The 19136-nt window shown below is 42.5% G+C and carries 21 protein-coding genes and 1 tRNA gene; 14 read left to right on the top strand and 8 right to left on the bottom strand.

The genetic code is table 11. The features are described from left to right. Positions 1 to 2: 2 nt before the first annotated feature. Complete coding sequence (locus MTX11_RS09035; protein ID WP_243474930.1) at positions 3 to 512, top strand: hypothetical protein; 510 nt, start codon at positions 3 to 5, stop codon at positions 510 to 512. A gap of 54 nt (positions 513 to 566) precedes the next feature. Here MTX11_RS09035 and MTX11_RS09030 read toward each other — a convergent pair whose 3' ends face one another. The 3 genes from MTX11_RS09030 to metK form a co-directional block, all read right to left on the bottom strand. Continuing rightward, complete coding sequence (locus MTX11_RS09030) at positions 567 to 1778, bottom strand: YeeE/YedE family protein (protein ID WP_243474929.1); 1212 nt, start codon at positions 1776 to 1778, stop codon at positions 567 to 569. A 267-nt stretch (positions 1779 to 2045) separates the two neighbouring features. Next, positions 2046 to 2390 carry a hypothetical protein gene (locus tag MTX11_RS09025; protein WP_005104359.1) on the bottom strand — a complete coding sequence of 115 codons (345 nt, stop codon included), beginning with the start codon at positions 2388 to 2390 and terminating at the stop codon, positions 2046 to 2048. A 331-nt stretch (positions 2391 to 2721) separates the two neighbouring features. Next, positions 2722 to 3888, bottom strand: a complete 1167-nt coding sequence (gene metK / locus MTX11_RS09020) for a methionine adenosyltransferase (RefSeq protein ID WP_004646663.1) — start codon at positions 3886 to 3888, stop codon at positions 2722 to 2724. A 173-nt stretch (positions 3889 to 4061) separates the two neighbouring features. Between metK and MTX11_RS09015 the strand changes: the two genes are divergently transcribed. From MTX11_RS09015 to MTX11_RS08990, 6 genes are all read left to right on the top strand, one after another. Beyond that, on the top strand, positions 4062 to 4301 hold the full coding sequence (locus MTX11_RS09015; protein WP_243474928.1) for a hypothetical protein: 240 nt from the start codon (positions 4062 to 4064) through the stop codon (positions 4299 to 4301). Between the two features lie 60 nt (positions 4302 to 4361). Continuing rightward, positions 4362 to 4745 carry a prepilin-type N-terminal cleavage/methylation domain-containing protein gene (locus MTX11_RS09010; RefSeq protein WP_243474927.1) on the top strand — a complete coding sequence of 128 codons (384 nt, stop codon included), beginning with the start codon at positions 4362 to 4364 and terminating at the stop codon, positions 4743 to 4745. 445 nt (positions 4746 to 5190) lie between these two features. Beyond that, positions 5191 to 7179 carry a transketolase gene (gene tkt / locus MTX11_RS09005; RefSeq protein WP_243474926.1) on the top strand — a complete coding sequence of 663 codons (1989 nt, stop codon included), beginning with the start codon at positions 5191 to 5193 and terminating at the stop codon, positions 7177 to 7179. Positions 7180 to 7313: 134 nt separating this feature from the next. Further along, positions 7314 to 7529 (top strand): hypothetical protein, encoded by a 216-nt coding sequence (locus MTX11_RS09000; RefSeq protein WP_005246695.1) that lies wholly within the window; start codon positions 7314 to 7316, stop codon positions 7527 to 7529. A gap of 175 nt (positions 7530 to 7704) precedes the next feature. Then, the gene (locus MTX11_RS08995) at positions 7705 to 8160 is read left to right on the top strand and encodes a GNAT family N-acetyltransferase (RefSeq protein ID WP_243474925.1); all 456 of its coding nucleotides are present in this window, start codon (positions 7705 to 7707) and stop codon (positions 8158 to 8160) included. A 130-nt stretch (positions 8161 to 8290) separates the two neighbouring features. Beyond that, on the top strand, positions 8291 to 8878 hold the full coding sequence (locus tag MTX11_RS08990) for a YceI family protein (RefSeq protein ID WP_243474924.1): 588 nt from the start codon (positions 8291 to 8293) through the stop codon (positions 8876 to 8878). Positions 8879 to 8924: 46 nt separating this feature from the next. Here the strand turns inward: MTX11_RS08990 and MTX11_RS08985 are convergent, their stop codons facing one another. Further along, positions 8925 to 9641: a glutamine amidotransferase gene (locus tag MTX11_RS08985; RefSeq protein WP_243474923.1), complete on the bottom strand. Its 717-nt coding sequence runs from the start codon at positions 9639 to 9641 to the stop codon at positions 8925 to 8927. 241 nt (positions 9642 to 9882) lie between these two features. On the opposite strand from MTX11_RS08985, the gene yfcF reads away from it, so the two are divergent. Next, positions 9883 to 10563, top strand: a complete 681-nt coding sequence (gene yfcF / locus MTX11_RS08980; RefSeq protein ID WP_243474922.1) for a glutathione transferase — start codon at positions 9883 to 9885, stop codon at positions 10561 to 10563. Between the two features lie 92 nt (positions 10564 to 10655). Further along, entirely contained in the window at positions 10656 to 11597 is a 942-nt protein-coding gene (locus tag MTX11_RS08975; protein ID WP_243474921.1) for a cation diffusion facilitator family transporter, read from the top strand. 31 nt (positions 11598 to 11628) lie between these two features. Here the strand turns inward: MTX11_RS08975 and MTX11_RS08970 are convergent, their stop codons facing one another. From MTX11_RS08970 to cysS, 4 genes are all read right to left on the bottom strand, one after another. Beyond that, on the bottom strand, positions 11629 to 12606 hold the full coding sequence (locus MTX11_RS08970) for a fatty acid desaturase family protein (RefSeq protein WP_243474920.1): 978 nt from the start codon (positions 12604 to 12606) through the stop codon (positions 11629 to 11631). A gap of 93 nt (positions 12607 to 12699) precedes the next feature. Continuing rightward, the gene (locus MTX11_RS08965; protein ID WP_243474919.1) at positions 12700 to 13488 is read right to left on the bottom strand and encodes a hypothetical protein; all 789 of its coding nucleotides are present in this window, start codon (positions 13486 to 13488) and stop codon (positions 12700 to 12702) included. A 192-nt stretch (positions 13489 to 13680) separates the two neighbouring features. Continuing rightward, positions 13681 to 13756, bottom strand: a tRNA-Gly gene (locus MTX11_RS08960). Positions 13757 to 13818: 62 nt separating this feature from the next. Beyond that, entirely contained in the window at positions 13819 to 15240 is a 1422-nt protein-coding gene (cysS, locus tag MTX11_RS08955) for a cysteine--tRNA ligase (protein ID WP_222112103.1), read from the bottom strand. Positions 15241 to 15672: 432 nt separating this feature from the next. Between cysS and MTX11_RS08950 the strand changes: the two genes are divergently transcribed. Genes MTX11_RS08950 through lptB form a run of 5 tightly spaced genes read left to right on the top strand, consistent with a single transcriptional unit; the run spans position 15673 to position 19134 of the window. After that, on the top strand, positions 15673 to 16716 hold the full coding sequence (locus MTX11_RS08950; RefSeq protein ID WP_228305177.1) for a KpsF/GutQ family sugar-phosphate isomerase: 1044 nt from the start codon (positions 15673 to 15675) through the stop codon (positions 16714 to 16716). A gap of 3 nt (positions 16717 to 16719) precedes the next feature. Beyond that, entirely contained in the window at positions 16720 to 17259 is a 540-nt protein-coding gene (locus MTX11_RS08945; protein ID WP_004279958.1) for a KdsC family phosphatase, read from the top strand. 33 nt (positions 17260 to 17292) lie between these two features. Then, entirely contained in the window at positions 17293 to 17841 is a 549-nt protein-coding gene (gene lptC / locus MTX11_RS08940) for an LPS export ABC transporter periplasmic protein LptC (RefSeq protein ID WP_005246677.1), read from the top strand. Continuing rightward, positions 17825 to 18391 carry a lipopolysaccharide transport periplasmic protein LptA gene (lptA, locus tag MTX11_RS08935; protein WP_004646679.1) on the top strand — a complete coding sequence of 189 codons (567 nt, stop codon included), beginning with the start codon at positions 17825 to 17827 and terminating at the stop codon, positions 18389 to 18391. The genes lptC and lptA overlap by 17 nt, the downstream gene beginning before the upstream one ends. Beyond that, positions 18391 to 19134 carry an LPS export ABC transporter ATP-binding protein gene (gene lptB / locus MTX11_RS08930; protein WP_005107230.1) on the top strand — a complete coding sequence of 248 codons (744 nt, stop codon included), beginning with the start codon at positions 18391 to 18393 and terminating at the stop codon, positions 19132 to 19134. Before lptA ends, lptB begins: the two co-directional genes overlap by 1 nt. Positions 19135 to 19136: the final 2 nt, after the last annotated feature.

Here is a 19136-nt window from a genome sequence, read left to right as displayed (position 1 = left end):
ACATGAAGGTATGGCTAACGTCATTAGCGCTGCTCACTGGATTAACTGCATGTTCGGAACAACCACAAAAACCGGTCGTAGATCCAGTCAAATATCAGGTTCAGACTGCAGAGGAACTGCAGCAACGTTTTGATGCACTCAATGTCCAGTTAGCCCAAGACTTTCAGAAATTTAAGAAAGTCGAAAGCATTGCTTTCGCGCACCAGTTTCCTTTAGATATCAATAATCTGCAAAGCTTGAACCAGCATCTTGTCAGCAGTACTGCATTAAAACCCAGTAAAATCGCCTATTGCAATATGATGAATAGTTATTTTTCCGATATGTACCGTTTGGGACATTACAATCTGGAACTGGTCGATGACATTAAACTGCCTAATGCCAAGAATGAAAATTTAAAAGCCAATTTCTCTGACGCTGATCATTTTTATACCTTTATTCTGGATCGTTATACGACTTATCGTCAGGTCCAGCAGACCATGGGTTATGGCTGTAATTTAAAAGCCGCACTGTAAAATCTGAATCAAAAAAAGCCCATCAAATTGATGGGCTTTTTTTGATTTTAATCATTAGCAACCGGTTGGTTTTTCAGGCTGCGGTTTTTCATTCGGGAAGAAAATCGGACGAAGTTTTACCCCGATCCCATTACCAATAAAAGCGAAGACCAGCCATAACCAGCCATGCAGACTACCCGACGCAATTCCACTGAAATATGCACCGATATTACAACCGTAGGCCAGGCGTGCGCCATAGCCCAGCATTATGCCACCTATAACAGCAGCAATCAGTGAACGTTTTGGAATATTGAAATTCGGCGCAAATTTACCTGCCAGACTTGCTGCCAACAAAGCACCCAGCATGATACCGAAGTTCATCATTGAGGTAATATCAAACCATAATGATTCTGCCAGTGCTTTGGCATTGCCTGCTTTTTGCCAATAATCCCAAGAAGCTACATCAACACCCACAAGCGTAGCACCTTTGGCACCCCAAACTGCCAGCGCAGAGGTTACGCCCCAAGGACGACCTGCGAGTGCCAGCGTAGCAAAGTTGAGCAAGGTCAGAATAATACCGCCCCAAATCAAAGGCCATGGACCACGAACAAAGCGCTTCCAGCCCTGATATTCACTGCGTGGCTCAATTTCCAGGCTGCCATGACGTTTCTTTTCGAAATAAACTGTTGCTGCAGCAATGATGGCAAAAACGATAAAGCTCAACAGTAATCCAGGGAGAACGCCTAAACTTTCTACCAGTGAAATCGGTTCAAGATGTGGCAGGGCAAACCACCAGTCAAGGTGCGAGGTCGCAATCACAGACCCGATACAGAAGAACAAGAGCGTCACCAGCATACGTGCGCTACCGCCACCTACAGTATACAACGTACCTGATGCACAGCCGCCACCAAGTTGCATGCCGATACCGAAAATAAAGGCACCAATCATGACTGACATGGAAACAGGATTAACGTTACCTTTAACTGGGTTGCCGAATAATTCACCTGCACCTAAAGCCGGGAAAAACAGCAGGACCGCCAGAGCGAGCATAATCATTTGTGCACGTAAACCACGGCCGCGACGTTCCTTGATAAAGACACGCCAGCTCGAAGTAAAACCAAATGAAGCATGGTACAGGGTCATGCCCAGTGCACCACCAATCAAGAATAATAGAGCCTGATTTAAGCCTACGATTTGATAGGCACCGATTGTACCTATGATAAGCAAGATAAAAGCTGCCCAGACCGAAATATTCGACCGTTGGGAAGCAGCAACAATGACTGACATGGGAGATTAAATTCTTAAAAATAAAGGCTGGTATTCTACTGAATTTCAGTTTAAATGCAGCCCGTTTTGCCGAGTGAATCACAATTAAGTCATTCTAATACTTGATAAGTTTTATCAGTTTATCTGATTTTTTCGACTCATTTAGATAAAAAATGATCCCATCAAGAATTAATGCAATTTCAATTTAGATCATTCGCTATTTAAAATCATCTCTGATAAAAAAAGCCTGCAATCGCAGGCTTTTAAACGTCAAACTGAATGCTAAAATCAGTTTTCAGCTTTTTCCCGAACTTCTCCGGCACCTTCTTCAACTGCCGCAGCAGTTGCTGCAGTTGCTTTACGTGCTGCTTCCGCAGTGGCATCTGCTGCTCTAGACGTTGCAGCAGCTGCTTCGTCCGCTGCCTGAGCAGTATTTTCTGCGGCATTATCCATTGCTCGTTCGGTTTCTACCGCAGCCTCACGGCTGGCATCTTCCATATCATGACCGGCTTGATTGGCTGCATTTTCTAAATGCTCACCTGTGGTTGCACCAGTTTCAGGCGCTTCTTCTTTACTACAGCCGACTAAGGCAACAGTGGTCGCCAAACCTAAAGCAATTAGTAATTTATTCATCGAGTAATATCCTTTTGTTGTTGTAGAGCTGCAATATAATTTAGCAGCCATTTATTTAGATTTATGCTAGCAAATAGATCAACATTTGTTGATTAACTGTAACTTTTTTCGATACTTATACTGTAATGGCTTAGTCTGAAGTTATTTTAAGTTTCATGGAATAGCGATATTCAAAGAGAGGGGAGTTTCAAAAGTATCATTCTAAAGGCAGGTTATAGTATGAAGCTTGGCATTTAAATATTTGTCATCAGGACCTAGAGATAATTCTAAAAATGAAAAAATAAAAGACATAAAAAAAGCCTGCATGATGCAGGCTTTTTTTAAGAAAAACTTATAGACCAGCAGAGGCTTTAAGCGCTTCCACTTTGTCAGTTTTTTCCCAGGTAAAGGCAGTATCAGAACCTTCACGACCGAAGTGACCATAAGCAGCAGTTTGCTTATACATCGGCTGGATCAGGTCAAGCATACGGGTAATGCCATATGGACGTAAGTCGAAATGTTCACGAACCAGTGCAATAATCAATTCTTCAGAGACTTTTGCAGTATTGAAGGTATTGATTGAAATTGAAGTTGGCTCAGCAACACCAATTGCATAAGACACCTGAATTTCACACTTGTCAGCCAAGCCAGCAGCAACGATGTTTTTCGCCACATAACGACCTGCATACGCAGCAGAGCGGTCAACTTTAGATGGATCTTTACCAGAGAAAGCACCACCGCCGTGACGTGCCATACCGCCGTAGGTATCTACGATAATTTTACGGCCAGTCAAACCACAGTCACCTACAGGACCACCGATCACAAACATACCCGTTGGGTTGATGTGGAATTTGGTGTCTGCATGGAACATGTCAGCAGGAATGATTTTCTTCACGATTTCTTCAATCACAGCCTCTTTCAGGTTTGCTTGAGTGATTTCAGGATCATGTTGAGTTGAAAGAACGACTGCATCTAAACGAACTGGTACGCCATTTTCATAAGCAAAAGTTACCTGACTTTTTGCATCTGGGCGTAACCATGGCAAGGTGCCATTACGGCGTAATTCAGCCTGCTTTTCCATTAAGCGATGCGCATATGAAATCGGTGCAGGCATTAATACATCAGTTTCGCGGCTTGCATAACCGAACATTAAACCTTGGTCGCCGGCACCCTGATCTTCAGGTTTCTGGCGGTCTACACCCTGAGCAATTTCAGGTGACTGTTTACCAATCATGTTGATCACGGCACAGGTTGAACCATCAAAACCAAGATCAGAATGGTGATAACCAATTCCGTTTACGGTATGACGTACAATTGCCTCAAAATCAACATTTGCTGTCGTTGTGATTTCACCGGCAAGTACAACCGCACCTGTTTTTACAAGCGTTTCACAAGCAACCCGTGCATATGGGTCTTCTTTTAAGATTGCATCCAAAATAGCGTCACTGATTTGGTCAGCCATTTTATCTGGATGGCCTTCGCTTACAGATTCCGAAGTAAATACAGCGTACTCGCGCATAGTCCTATCACAGTTAATTTTAAAGACCCGATATGTTACATCGAGTTGCGCTCTAGGACTAGCTTAACACGACAAAATTGGTCGAAATTGTTTCAAATTATTGTGTTTTTAATTGATTAATAGAATTAAAAAAATTGATATATCTATTTAGACAGCATTATTGATTGAGGAATATGAAGCAACAATATTTTAATCCATCAGACTGTCATAAAATTAAATGCTTAGATTTCCGATTAAATCTTAAAAAAATAGATGATAGAAAAAATACAAAGCTCAAAATTCAAAATTTACTTAAGCAAGTGATCATTACATCAATAAAGCAGATTCAGGTTGTGCGCCTTGCGACCAACTGTCTTGTCGATGTTCAAGCGTGTCTTCATATTAGCGCTAAGTCTTCCACATTAGCTGGTTAGGAATGGCGACATCTTTTGCTATGGACTTCTTGGAGCAAGACTGTAAGGAGATCAGAAATCATGTATCAAAAGGCATTTACCCTGATTGAAGTGCTGATCGTGCTCATCATTATCGCGATTTTAGTGACGATGGCTTTTATGAGTTATCAAGCTTATGTCGTGCGTAATCAATTGGCTGAAGTGTTTGAACAGGCTGGAGCATATCGAACCCAGTTTATTGCTTCGGATCAGCACTGTGATGCCGGACGCCAGATTGGTGGGCATGGTCAATATATCGAAAAAGTCATTATTAATGCCGCTTGCCGGATAGAGTTCAAGATACGAGAGCAGGGAGTCGATATGGCCATTCGCGGGAAATCGGTTGCTTTTGATGTTCATAGTCACAAATGTTATTCCACTGATATTCAGCAGCGCTATTTGCCTAAAGATTGTCAAGGGCAATAAGTCTGCCGAGGTTGGAAATTAGCCTAAGCAAATTAGATTTCACCTGTATATCAAACAATCCTGCCAATATTTTATAAAATTTAATACAAATTACATTATGAATAGATCAGAGAATTGTATGAATTTTCTTTAAAAATAATGGTGTGAGACATATGAAATAGAAACAAAATCAGCATAAATTCAATCCTGTTTATCAGCTTGAAATCCAGATACAGAAATTAAAGTCGCTTTTGAAATGCAGGATAATTCAATCTGTAAACCAGTAGAGCGAATCAAAGCCGAAGAAGAAATGTGGAATAATTGTACGATAAGGCAAGAGACACTCAATAAACTGATAAATATTGTTGGTTAGTCTTTACCCCTCGCTGTTTTTTTAAGACAATAGACAGCAGTTTTGAAAGTCTTTTCATCATTTCCTATTTCTGAATATTTTGGACTCTGATTTATGACAACCCCGCTTAATGAACGTCGTATTGCAAACGCAATTCGTGTATTGGCAATGGATGCTGTGCAAAAAGCAAACTCAGGACATCCAGGTGCTCCAATGGGGATGGCAGATATCGCTGATGTGGTTTGGCGTGAATTCATGAACCACAACCCGACCAACCCGAATTGGGCAAACCGTGACCGTTTTGTATTGTCAAATGGCCATGGCTCTATGCTTCAATATGCGCTTCTTCATTTAACGGGCTACGATCTTTCGATTGAAGATCTAAAAGCATTCCGTCAACTTCATTCTAAAACACCTGGCCACCCGGAATTGGGTTATGCACCAGGGATTGAAACGACGACTGGTCCTTTAGGTCAAGGCATCGCGAATGCTGTTGGTTTTGCACTGGCTGAAAAAACCCTAGCTGCACAATTTAACAAAGACGATATCCAAGTTGTAGATCACTTCACTTACTGCTTCCTTGGCGATGGCTGTTTGATGGAAGGTGTTTCTCACGAAGCATGTTCTTTGGCAGGAACATTGGGTCTAGGCAAACTGATTGCTTACTATGATGACAATGGCATCTCGATTGATGGCGAAGTGGAAGGCTGGTTCTCTGACGATACAGAACAACGTTTCCTGGCATACGGCTGGCAAGTGATTAAAGTTGATGGCCACGATGCAGATGCAATCCGTCAGGCAACTTTAGAAGCTAAAGCTGAAACTGCTAAACCAACCATCATTATTTGTAAAACTGTGATTGGTCTGGGTTCACCAAACAAGCAAGGTAAAGAAGACAGTCATGGTGCACCACTCGGTCATGACGAAATCGTCTTGACTCGTGAAGCACTAGGCTGGACTGATGAAGCATTTGTAATTCCTGAAGATGTTTACGCAGCTTGGGATGCGAAAGCTAAAGGTGCTGAATCAGAAGCAGCTTGGAACGAAACATTTGCTGCTTATGCTGCAAAATATCCAACTGAAGCAGCTGAGCTTAAACGTCGTTTATCTGGTGAATTACCGGCTGACTTCGTTGCAAAAGCGGATGCTTATATTGCAGAAGTGAATGCCAAAGCTGAAACGATCGCAACGCGTAAAGCGAGCCAAAATGCATTGCAAGCACTTGTTCCATTATTGCCAGAAGTTCTAGGTGGTTCTGCGGACCTTGCAGGTTCTAACCTGACCCTTTGGAAAGGCGCGCAAGGCGTACAGGACAATCCGGCAGGTAACTACGTACACTATGGCGTACGTGAATTCGGTATGACTGCAATCGCGAATGGTGTTGCACTGCATGGCGGGTTCATCCCTTATGTAGCAACATTCCTGATGTTTATGGAGTATGCACGTAATGCGGTACGTATGTCTGCATTAATGAAACAGCGCGTGATCCATGTGTATACGCATGACTCAATTGGTCTGGGTGAAGATGGCCCAACGCATCAACCTGTTGAGCAGATCGCATCCCTTCGTGGTACACCAAACCTAAATACATGGCGCCCATGTGACACCGTTGAAGCAGCAATTTCTTGGAAATCTGCATTAACGCGTGCTGAAGGTCCAACCGCATTGATCTTCTCTCGTCAGAACTTGCCATTCCAAACCCGTACTCAAGCTCAAATTGAGAACGCTGCGAAAGGTGGCTATGTATTGGCTGAAGAAAAAGGCGAATTGAAAGCCATCATCATTGCAACTGGTTCTGAAGTATCTCTGGCAATGGAAGCTTATGCACAGCTTGAAGGCGTGCGTGTCGTGTCTATGCCATGTGCTGAAGAATTCATGAAGCAAGATGCAGCTTATCGTGAAGCGGTTCTTCCATCAAATATTCGTGCACGTGTTGCTGTTGAGGCTGCACATGTTGATTACTGGTGGAAATTTGTGGGTCTTGATGGTCGCGTAATCGGTATGACAACGTATGGCGAATCTGCACCTGCAAAAGATCTGTTCCAGTTCTTCGGTATTACTACTGAAGCAGTTGTAGCAGCTATAAAAGAGATTACTGCATAATCAACTGATTAAGCAGTTTTTTAAAAGACGCTCCATTTTTGGGGCGTCTTTTATTTTTTCGCTTTTTAGCGTTGTTTTCATGTGGCAATCGTTAGAAAGTTCTCCCATAGTCGAAATGAAAGAGTGAGATGAACATGAGCTTGTATGAACAAATTAACGATGAAATTATTTTAATGGATGCAGGCGAACTCAAGTGGATCGGACAGGAGTTAGCTCTTGAAGCGATGGTTGCAGTTGATTTAATGCTGCAAGAATTAGCCGAAGAAAAGGTCATTAAAGTGCGTCGTAAAAATCATGAAAAGACGACTGGCCTAAAACAGGTTGATCGTATTCTGGTTGAAAAACTTTAAACATAAAGCATGAAAAGTCCCTGATTGGGGCTTTTTTTATGCCGGATGATTTTCATCTGACAGGTTGCTTATGAGCACCAGATGAGATAAAGCTAAGTTTAGGCCGCTATAAAAATTCAGCGACTACTATCGAAATGACTTAAATTAAAGAAATAAGCCAAAGAAGCGGTTAAACATGAATATACAGCCCCAGATCCAGATCAAATCTTTAGAGCAAATATCACAGGCAGAATGGCTATTTTTATGGCAAGACTATCAACGCTTTTATCAGACGCAAATTTCTGAAGAGGTAAGTGAAAATTCCTGGGATAAATTAACCAATTATGAATTAGATTCAATGTACGGTTTTGCGGCGCTGATGGATGGAAAGGTTGTGGGGATTGTGCATGTTATCGAACATAATAGTAGCTGGACAGTAAGACCTTATGCCTATTTGCAGGATCTATTTACCCATCCTGACTATCGGGGAAAGGGTGTGGCGCGTAAGTTGATTCAACATGTCTATCAGGTTGCACAGCAGCGTAATTGCGACCGGGTTTACTGGCTGACTCAGGAATCAAATCATCAGGCACAAGCGTTGTATAACAAAGTCGCCAAGAAAACTGGATTCATCCAGTACCGTATGGATTAAAGCTCAAAAATTAAAAAAAATAACTTACAATTTTATCGTTTCATCACTGCAACAAAACGTTTTATCTTTAGGGCTGTAAACGGTTCCAGATTCTATACACTTAATAACATCCAAAACGTGAGATAAAAACATGAATTTCAAAACATTAGCATTAGGCTTGGCGGTCGCATCTGTAGCAACAGTTTCTATGGCAAAACCAGTGGCCTATACGATTGACCCGACTCATTCAGCAACGGTGTTCTCTTGGAGCCACTTTGGTTTCTCTACACCATCTGCAAACTTCAGGGACATCCAGGGTACGATTAATGTTGATAATGTAAAACCTGCGAATTCTTCGGTCAATGTGAATATCCCGGTTGCAAGCATTAATACGAATGTGAAAGCGCTGGATGACCATATTAAGACAGCAGAATTTTTTGATGCTGCCAAATATCCGAATATCACTTTTAAAAGTACTAAAGTTCAGGCTTTAGGCAAAAACAAATACAAAATCACCGGTAACTTAACCGTAAAAGATGTCACTAAACCTGTGGTACTGGACGCAGTTTTAAATAAACAAGGCGTGCACCCAATGACAAAATTACAAACGATTGGTTTCAATGCAACCACTTCATTTAACCGTTCAGCCTTTGGGGTAGGCGGTTATGTTCCAAATGTGGGCGATAAAATTACAGTGAACATTACTACCGAGGCTTCTGTACCTGCTCCGAAAAAGTAAAAATGACAAATAAAAAAGCACCCAGTTGGGTGCTTTTTTATTACGGTTATTTAAGTTGCAGGTTTTCTAAATAATGCATCAATACCGAACTGGCTGCCTGTTCAAGCGCGGGCGCATAGCTTTGATGATCCGCCCGCAAGGCAGGGATATTGATCTGGGCTTTGCGTAACTCACAGGTATGTCCAATCAGCCATTTCTCTAAACTTTCACTGGCCACTTCAGCATGGAATTGTAGTGCTAGAATATTCTGTCCTACCCGAAAGGCCTGATTTGGATAAAGATCAGAGCTGGCCAGTAATTCTACCTGTTCAGGTAGGTCAAAGGTATCACCATGCCAATGCAGGACGTCAATATCCTCCAGAGCTTTTAGTGGATTGTTTTCAATAGAAGCAAGACTGAGTTTAGACCAGCCAATTTCCTTCACATCTCCGGGATAGACTTTAGCATTCAATGCAGCAGCAATTAACTGCGCACCTAAACAGATGCCTAAAGTCGGTAAATTCTTTTCCAGTCGAACTTTAAGTAAGTCTATTTCTTGTTGTAAGAAAGGGTAATCCTCAGTTTCATAGACTGCAATCGGGCCACCGAGAATAATTGTTAATCCAGGATGTTTAAAAGCCTTGGTAAGATCATCGATGCCAGCTTCGAAATAACGCACACGTAAGCCGAGCTGATAAAAAATATCTTCCCAAGCACCTAAGTCTTCAAAAGCCAAATGTTGAATGGCATACACGGTATCGGAGAGGTGGGCTAAGTTCAGCATAGTTTTTTGATATCAAGAGAATGATTTAATTTAACGTGAATCAAAAGCAAAATAAAAGGCTTTATGCCCCACATCATGTGCAAAATAGAAAATAATGAACATCGCTGCGCTATCGGCAACTGTGTAAACATTTTCGTGTGATCGCTACATGAAGCAGTTCATTTTTCCTTTTATATAGGAAAGGGAGTAGAGTAAGGCTGCCGTACTGAATAAAAATAACAAGACCATCAGGATCAAGGATATGCAAAATATACGTTTATATGTCGATAAAAACAGAATCAGCCCCTATGCCATGTCGGTTTATGTTGCCTTAAAAGAAAAGGGTTTAGATTTTCAGGAAATCGTGATTGATTTAGATCAGCAGCAACAGAAATCTGCGGCTTATCAGGCTATTTGTCCAAGTGCTAAAGTTCCGTGTTTAATAGTAGATAACTTTAGCCTGTTTGAATCATGGGCAATCACTGAATACTTGGAAGATACCTTTCCGGCTCCAAGTTATCCGGCCTTATATCCTAAGGAAATTCAGGCCAGAGCCAAATGCCGCGCTATACAAGCCTTGGTCAAAACCGATTTTATGCAAATCCGCCAGCAAATGCCTTCCGATTCGGTATTTCATCCACCAAAAATATCTACACCTCTTACAGCTCCGATCACTGAAGAAATTCAGCGCTTGGTGAATGTGGCAGAATATATGCTGGAGGACATATGGTTGACTGAACACTGGTCCATTGCAGACTTTGATCTGGCCTTTATGTTGCATCGTTTGCTGAGCCATCAGGTGAAACTTCCTGTGAAAATAATAGAATATGTCGAGCGTAATTTTAAGTGTGCTTCGGTACAAGCCTGGCTTGCAGAACATGAAAAAGCTAAAACTTTAATCCAATGCCGACTGATAAAACAGTTCATAAAAAAACCTTCTTAAATAGATAAAATTCAAGCGTAATATGAATCAGAATAAAACTTGAAAGATACAGAGGATATAATCCTCATTGAATAAGAAGGAAGGAGTGGCCGGTGGGGAATTCACATCATCATGAACATAGTCATGTCGCCGTGACTGCAAAAAATGCCAAAAAATTATCAATAGCGTTGGCATTAACCACGACTTTTTTAATTGTGGAAGTGATTGCTGGTTTTCTGACTCAAAGTTTGGCCCTACTTTCTGATGCTGCGCATATGTTTACCGATGCTGCTGCACTGGCTATCGCTTTAGTCGCTATCAAAATTGGGCAAAAACCGGCAGACAATAAACGGACATTTGGTTATCAGCGCTTTGAGATTTTGGCTGCCCTGTTTAATGCCGTGATGCTGTTTGTGGTTGCGATTTATATTTTGTTTGAAGCTTATCAGCGTTTGAGTTATCCGCCAGAAATCCAGAGCTTGGGCATGATGATCGTGGCAACCTTGGGGCTGTTCATTAACCTGATTTCCATGAAAATTCTGGTGTCTAGCAGTCAAGAAAGTCTCAATGTCAAAGGCGCTTATCTGGAAGTGCTCAGTGATGCACTGGGATCAGTCGGGGTGATCATTGGGGCGCTGGTGATTTATTTGACTGGCTGGATGTGGGTGGATACGCTGATTGCGGTATTGATCGGATTTTGGGTGTTGCCAAGAACCTGGATTTTGCTGAAACAGAGCATCAATATTCTGCTTGAAGGTGTGCCGGATGAAATTGATATTGAAAAATTACGCCACGATCTTTTGGCGCTCGAAGGGGTTCAGGACATTCATCAGCTCAAGGTTTGGGCAATTACCTCCAAAAAAGTCATGCTGACTGTGCATCTGGTTGCGCCGAATGTGGATTATCAGAAACTGCGGCATCAGACCTTTGAGATGCTCCACCATGAGCATCATATTACCGAGATGACCTTGCAGATCGAAGCGGAAGACTGCCCACTAGAACATCGGGGACAATCCTCACATCCGCATTCACATGCCGAAAGCCATCCACATTGAAATTGAATAGTCTCAACCGCAGAAATATTTTTTATTTTTTTAAAAGTGAGCGAATCACATCCAGATAACTTGGCGGAGCATCGACATACTGACGCTCCCTTAACATCTGATGCATTTTCGCCAGCTTTTGATGCGGAACAGAGGCCATCAAATGATGTTCAATATGATAGTTCACATGAATTGGGGCTACAAAAGCACGTGCCAGCCAGTCTGCACGGGTGGTGCGGGTATTGCTAAGGGCGAAATGACTGGTTTCTAGGCCCGCATGCTCAGCCATAGCGCGGATGCGGATGAACAAAGGAAATGGAGTGATATAGGCGAGAGGCCATAATAAATACATTTTAGGATGGCCGCTGGCCCACAGAGCAGAAAAAATTGCTGCATTTGAAATTAACATACCAGAACTATTTTTAAGCAAGTTTTTCGCTAACTCTAAATTGCTGCGATCACCATGCGGAATTGGCTTGGGGTCATTGGAAACACTCCATTCCAGCAATTCCAGATCCATTAATACTCGACCAGCGAGAAATTTAAGCCCCGATTGCCCATTCAGGTCACGGAAGAATTTCCTGAATAGTGAGCTTTGCGTAATGGGAAAGTTTTTTACCAACCCCAAGTCAGGATCATCTGGCTGCGAGGTTTTAGCATGATGTTTCAGGTGATAAGGACGGTATTTGCTGACATCATTCCAGATCGGGCGTGCACAGAGCCAATCAGTCAGATGGGTATTTAACCATTTGGTTTTGAACAGGCTATGGTGCGAGGCATCATGCATCAAAATAGCCATCGCAAGCTGGCGTCCAGCAAGAATAGCCAATGCCAATGCACATATCAGGATTTTTCCCCATGTAGGTAAATATTCCCAGCTATAGGCAACCGTACCAAAGGTCATGACAATTACGGTCCAGGTTGAACCTACTGCCCAGGCACCGTGTAAGTCTGAGGTCGTGGTGAGTTCTTTAATTTCGTCACGACTAAAAAGTTCTGTGACACTGACCTTTCTGTTCATTCTTCTGCCTATATTTAGTTCTTATTGCTTTATTCAATATATTTGGATGAAATATTACAGTCAATTCATTTTTGTGTATAAAAAAGAAATAAATTAGACCCCTTGGTCTTTAAAATAGTGTTGCCATAAAAGTTGACCCTGTTTTTCTATTTTGCGGACTGCGAGCTCAAATTGTTGTCGAGCATCTGTGTCTATCCATTCTGCAGGAAGTAAGGGGTCAGCACGCAAACTAAATAGGGCAGATTTACCTAGATAAAAGGCACTTTTTGCAGCCTCTGCTAAAGTCAGATTCTGGTAATTCTCAAACCAGTCGTTGATAGCATGCTGTACTGCATGATAGGTCTGATGTAGCGCTTCGATATCCCATAAATCACGAACTTCGGTTTCACTTTCCAGTTGACTGACTTGGAAAAAACGTGCGTCAGGATCTAATCCAAACTGGATTACAGCTGTTTTTAATGGACTTAGGTTTAGCGTTAAATTATCGGGACGAATAAAAACATTTTGCTCTAGTTCCTGAAAACCATAATAACGCAGCGCTTTTTCTCTTTTATATAAGGCGGTACGGTCTACACGTCCCAAAGTGCCGGTATAGACCAATACATATTTTCCGTTCCATGTGGTCGCCGTTTGCATATCAGGGTGTTTCTTTAAGCTGATAAAAGAAGTATCGAATTTTTTCTCTAGCAATTGATACACGCCGCGTTCCACAGCTTGAATGAAATTTTCCTGATTTAATCGAGCCACAGCTACACGGATACCATTGTCAGATATACCCAATAATTCAGCAGCAGCTAATATCCGCTTAATAGTCAAGGTTGAGTTCTTAGAAGCGTAGAGTAAGTCTAAAACAAGATGACGAGCATTCAATTTATAAGTCATGAAACGATATCGTTATGAAAGGGATTGAAAGTTTTAAAGTTTATCCACAATAGCACTTTGTCATGAATAACCCAAAAAAATTGTCAGGGTAAAAGAGGATGAATAAGTGATTTGAGATATACATTTTATTAATAAATTTTTTTCAAACACAATAAAAAAACCCTTATCTTTCGATAAGGGTTTTTCGTATTCTGGAGCGGGAAAGGAGACTCGAACTCCCGACCCCAACCTTGGCAAGGTTATGCTCTACCAACTGAGCTATTCCCGCAATGAGGTGAATTATAGAGAATTCCACAGCAGTGTCAACTCCCTATAAATCTGTTTGATTAATTAATCAGCACGACGCCAAACTGTACCTTGACGAGTATCCTCAAGTACCACGCCTTGATCAAGTAAAGATTGACGAATCTCATCCGCACGTGCGAACTCTTTGGCTTTCTTGGCATCCTGACGCTGTTGAATCAAATCTTCAATTTGTTCAGGTGACAATCCTAGAGCTTCTTGACCAATGTCAGATTTGAGGAACTCATCTACATTTTGCTGTACTAGACCGAGAATATTGGTCAGGTGACGTAAAGTTGCGTAGTAGATCGCTGCCTGTTCCGCATTTTCTTCTTTCACGGTACGATTCAGCTCTTTATTGATTTCGAACAATACCGCAATCGCTTCAGGCGTATTGAAATCATCACGCATAGCGGCATTGAAACGCTCAACCAAAGCCTCATCCAGAGTTTCAATCAGATGATCACCATAAACCGCCTGATAGGTTTTAAACGAGTGATAGAAACGAGATAAGGTATTTTTTGCTTCTTTTAAAGCAACATCCGAGTAATTCACCGGGCTACGATAATGGGAAGAAACAATGAAATAACGCACCACTTCCGGATGGAATTTTTCAATCACGTCGCGAATAGTGAAGAAATTGCCTAAAGACTTCGACATTTTCTCGCCATCGACATTAATAAATCCGGCATGCATCCAGTAATTGACATACTGTTCGCCAGTAGATGCTTCAGATTGTGCAATTTCATTTTCATGATGCGGGAAGGTTAAATCAGCACCACCGCCATGAATATCGAAATGATTGCCTAGGCAGCAGGTCGACATTGCGGAACATTCGATGTGCCAGCCTGGACGGCCATTACCCCACGGTGATGCCCATGATGGCTCATTTTCCTTGGCATGTTTCCACAGTACAAAGTCAAACGGGTGTTTCTTTTCTACTTCGACATCGACACGTTCAGACGCACCCGCTTGCATATCTTCTAGTTTACGGCCAGATAGACGACCGTATTTGGCGAATTTCTCGACCTCAAAGTAGACATCGCCATTATTGGAAGGATAAGCCGTACCTTTGTCGACCAGGTTGCCGATCATTGCTTGCATTTGATCGATGTAATCTGTTGCTTTAGGTGCTGCATCAGGCGCAAGACAGCCCAGTTTGGCAAAGTCTTCATTCATCGCATCAATAAAGCGACCTGTTAATTCTGAGATACTTTCGCCATTTTCATTGGCACGTTTAATAATTTTGTCGTCAATATCCGTAATATTACGCACATATTTGACTTTCCAGCCTTGGCTACGCAGGAAACGGATAATATAGTCAAATGCAACCACTGTACGTGCATGTCCAATATGACAGTAGTCATAAACCGTCATACCACAGACATACAGATCAATTTGACCTTCAACACGAGGTACGAATTCTACTTTTTTGCGTTGCTCTGAGTTATATAGAACAAATGGTTGCATAGCTGTTCAAAAGACTTCAAATAAAAGGATGAATCATCTTAACCTAAGCATAATTATTCATAAAGATAAAAGCGTAAAAAGCCTCAGTTATTTAGGGGAGTTAGGCAACGAGAGTGATTTATAAAGAAGGGGTTCAGGAAGTGAAATAGCGAATATTGAGCTTACATTTTCAGAGGCAGTGTTTGCCAGTCTGATGGAATTATATTTGAATGAGTCTGGTCTGATTTGACCCAAACTTATTTTGGATAGCGTAAGCGTGTTTCTATAAAAATAAAAACAAGCGCATATAACCGCTTTAAAAATGGAGTGAATGTAGAGGCGGAGATACCAGATTGTGCAAGTTAAATACAATCTGAATATATTAAAAATCCGTCGAATCTTCTACATTTAGAAAGCTTACAATTGCATAGCTATGCTAAAATTGCGAAAATTATGCCCATCAAACCAGAGTTTTTCTCTGTCCTTAGCGTAGGTAAACAGGCTTTGAATTCACAGAAAACAGCGAATCAACTAGATTTCCAGAAAGTCGCACTTGAAACACTGCGCATCGAAGAAAATGCACTACAGATTTTAGCAACACAGATTGATAACCGGTTTAGCCGGGCATGTGAAATTATTTTACAGTGTACTGGCCGTCTGGTGATTACCGGAATGGGCAAGTCAGGTCATATTGGCCGTAAAATGGCGGCGACCTTTGCTTCGACCGGAACTCCCTCATTCTTTATGCATCCAGGTGAAGCCGGTCATGGCGACTTGGGTATGTTAGTGGCTGGTGATGTGCTGATTGCGATTTCAAACTCGGGCAAGAGTGATGAAATCATGATGTTGATGCCACTCATCAAACATCTGGAAATTCCGCTGATTACCATCAGTGGTGATGATCGTGGTCCAATGCCACAAAATGCTGATGTAGCTTTGACGTTGGGTAATATCCAAGAAGCCTGTCCACTGGGTTTAGCGCCGACATCGTCAACGACGGCAACATTGGCTTTGGGTGATGCTTTGGCGGTGGCTTTACTGGACGCTCGCGGCTTTACCTCAGATGATTTTGCACGCTCACATCCTGCAGGTGCGCTGGGTAAGCGTCTGTTATTGCACGTGAAGCATCTGATGCGTACTGGCGCAGATTTACCTAAAGTCTCGCCAGATACCGCCATGAATAAAGTATTGTACGAAATTTCCAACAAGCGCTTGGGCTTAACCACAGTCGTCGATGAAAATGATGTGTTGCTGGGGATTTTTACCGATGGTGACTTGCGTCGCTTGATTGATAAGCAGCAAGGTTTTGATGTCAATCTGGCTATTCAGGACGTGATGACCAAAAATCCGTTGACCATTTCTCAGGAAGCACGTGCAGTGGTCGCACTGGAACGTATGAATGAACATAAAATTAATCAATTTGTAGTTGTTGATGATGCCAATAAAGTCATTGGCGTGATTAGTATGCATGACCTGATTCAGGCTGGGGTAAATTAATAAATGGCATCTTATGTATTATTAGAGCAGGCACGTCATATTGCAGCACTGGTGCTTGATGTAGATGGTATTTTAAGTGATGGCTTTGTAACGCTGACCAATACTGGCGATGAGATCAAATCCTTTGATATTCGTGATGGTCTGGGCATGAAACTGGTTCAACAAGCAGGAATCAAGGTGATTATTATCACCGGACGTAAAAGCAATATCGTAGAAAAGCGTATGTCGGATCTGGGTGTTGATCTGGTCTATCAGGGCCGTGAAGACAAAGGTACAGCACTTCGTGAAGCCTGTGCACAGCTTAACATTGATCCTGAAGATTGCCTGTATATGGGCGATGACTGGCCTGATCTGTCTGCGTTCGCCATTGCCGGCATGAAAGTGACCGTACCTAATGGTCATGTCGAAGTTCGCCGCCGTGCCGATCTCGTGACTCAGGCACAGGGTGGACGTGGTGCGGTGCGTGAAATCTGCGATATGTTGTTAATGTCCAAAGGCATGTACCAAGAGTTACTTGAAAAATATACTCGTGCGCCTTATTAATAAGTCATATCTTTTGGATTAAGTACACCGCTTATGGATACTAAAGTTTTATATATTACGGCTGTGATTATTGCCGCAATAAGTGGTGGTTATTACTATTACAGCGGCAAGGGCAACAAGTTGCAGGCAGACTCTGCGCGCAGCATGACCTATTCCGCTCAAAATATTAACTTAACCCAGACGGATGAAGCAGGTCAGGTGTCGGTTCGTGCCCAAGTGGACCGACTCGAGCAGAACCTGCAGCTAGAAACCTCAAAGCTGGAAAATCTGCGAGCATCGACTTATGACAATGGTAAAGTCGATGCGACTTTCTTTGCCAAAATGGCGCATGGTTATGATGACAATACAAAAGTTGTACTCTCTCAAGAAGTGCTCGCCACCAAAATCATGCAAAATGGGAAAATGCGGTTTCGTACTGAAGAACTGACCGCTTTTCCGAAAACACGTGAAATTGAAACAGACAAGACAGTGATTGTGGAATCTCCACAGGCTGAATTCGTCAGCCAGGGTCTTAAAGCCAATCTTAATGATGGTCAATACGAATTCTTTAATATTCGAGGAAAGTATGAACCAAACTCCTAAAGCCAAAATGATGCACACTTTCCTGAAGCGTATGACGCTGGCGACTGTGGTTGGACTCGGTTCAATCGCTGCTTTTGCACTGCCATCTGACCGTAACCAGCCAATTACCTTGCTGGCTGACCGGGCAACTTTCAATGAGCGGACGGGTGTGACGACGTATTCGGGCAACGTCATCATTGAACAGGGCACCATGAAGCTACAAGCCAATTCGATTGTGGCCAATCTGAACAATAAGCGCCAGATCAGCCTGATTACGGCGACAGGCAGCCCGGCACAGTTCCAGCAAAAAGTGGATCCGGCCAAAGGTCTTGCCAAAGGTCAGGCGCAGAAAATTGTCTATAATGCTGAAACCGGGATTATTACCTTGTCCGGTAATGCCTTCCTGCAACAGGATGGTGCCAGTATTCGTGGTGCGACTTTAAAATACAGCATGAACAAAGGCGATATCGAAGCTACCGGAACACCAAATAAAACCGGTTCATCATCTGGCCGCGTACAAATCGTGATTCCACCATCTAGTTCAACATCCTTCCCGGGAGCGCGTGATTAATGGAGCAATCGCAGCAGGTTCAAACCTTAACCATTAAGCATCTGGCGAAAAATTATAATAAACGCTGGGTAGTGAAAGATGTGTCGTTCAGCATGGAGAGTGGCCAGATTGTTGGGTTACTGGGACCAAATGGTGCCGGTAAAACCACCAGTTTTTATATGGTGGTTGGTCTGGTGCGGATGGATAAGGGAGAAATCTATCTCGATGATCTGGATCTTTCCGACCTCGCAATGCATGAACGGGCGCGTAAGGGAATTGGTTATTTGCCGCAGGAAGCTTCGATTTTCCGAAAACTGACGATTTCAGAAAATATTATGGCGATTCTGGAAACCCGTAAAGATATGACCAAGGCACAACGTCAGCAACGTCTGGCGGAGCTATTGGCAGACTTTAAAATCACCCATATCAAAGATTCTTTGGGCATGAGCGTATCTGGTGGGGAACGACGTCGTGCTGAGATTGCGCGTGCACTTGCGGCTGACCCAAAATTTATGCTACTCGATGAGCCTTTTGCCGGTGTCGATCCGATTTCGGTTGGAGATATTAAGGATATTATTACGAACTTGAAAGATCGCGGAATTGGGGTGCTGATTACCGATCATAACGTGCGTGAAACGCTGGCGATTTGTGAGCATGCTTATATTGTCAGTGAAGGCGCATTGCTTGCTGAAGGCACACCAGAAGAAATTCTGGCGAATGAGACCGTGAGAAAAGTTTATCTGGGTGATGATTTCACTGTTTAAAT

This window comes from Acinetobacter lwoffii, from assembly GCF_022809915.1.
GTDB classification, from domain to species: domain Bacteria; phylum Pseudomonadota; class Gammaproteobacteria; order Pseudomonadales; family Moraxellaceae; genus Acinetobacter; species Acinetobacter lwoffii_M.
This window is presented reverse-complemented; position numbering and strand designations above follow the sequence as displayed.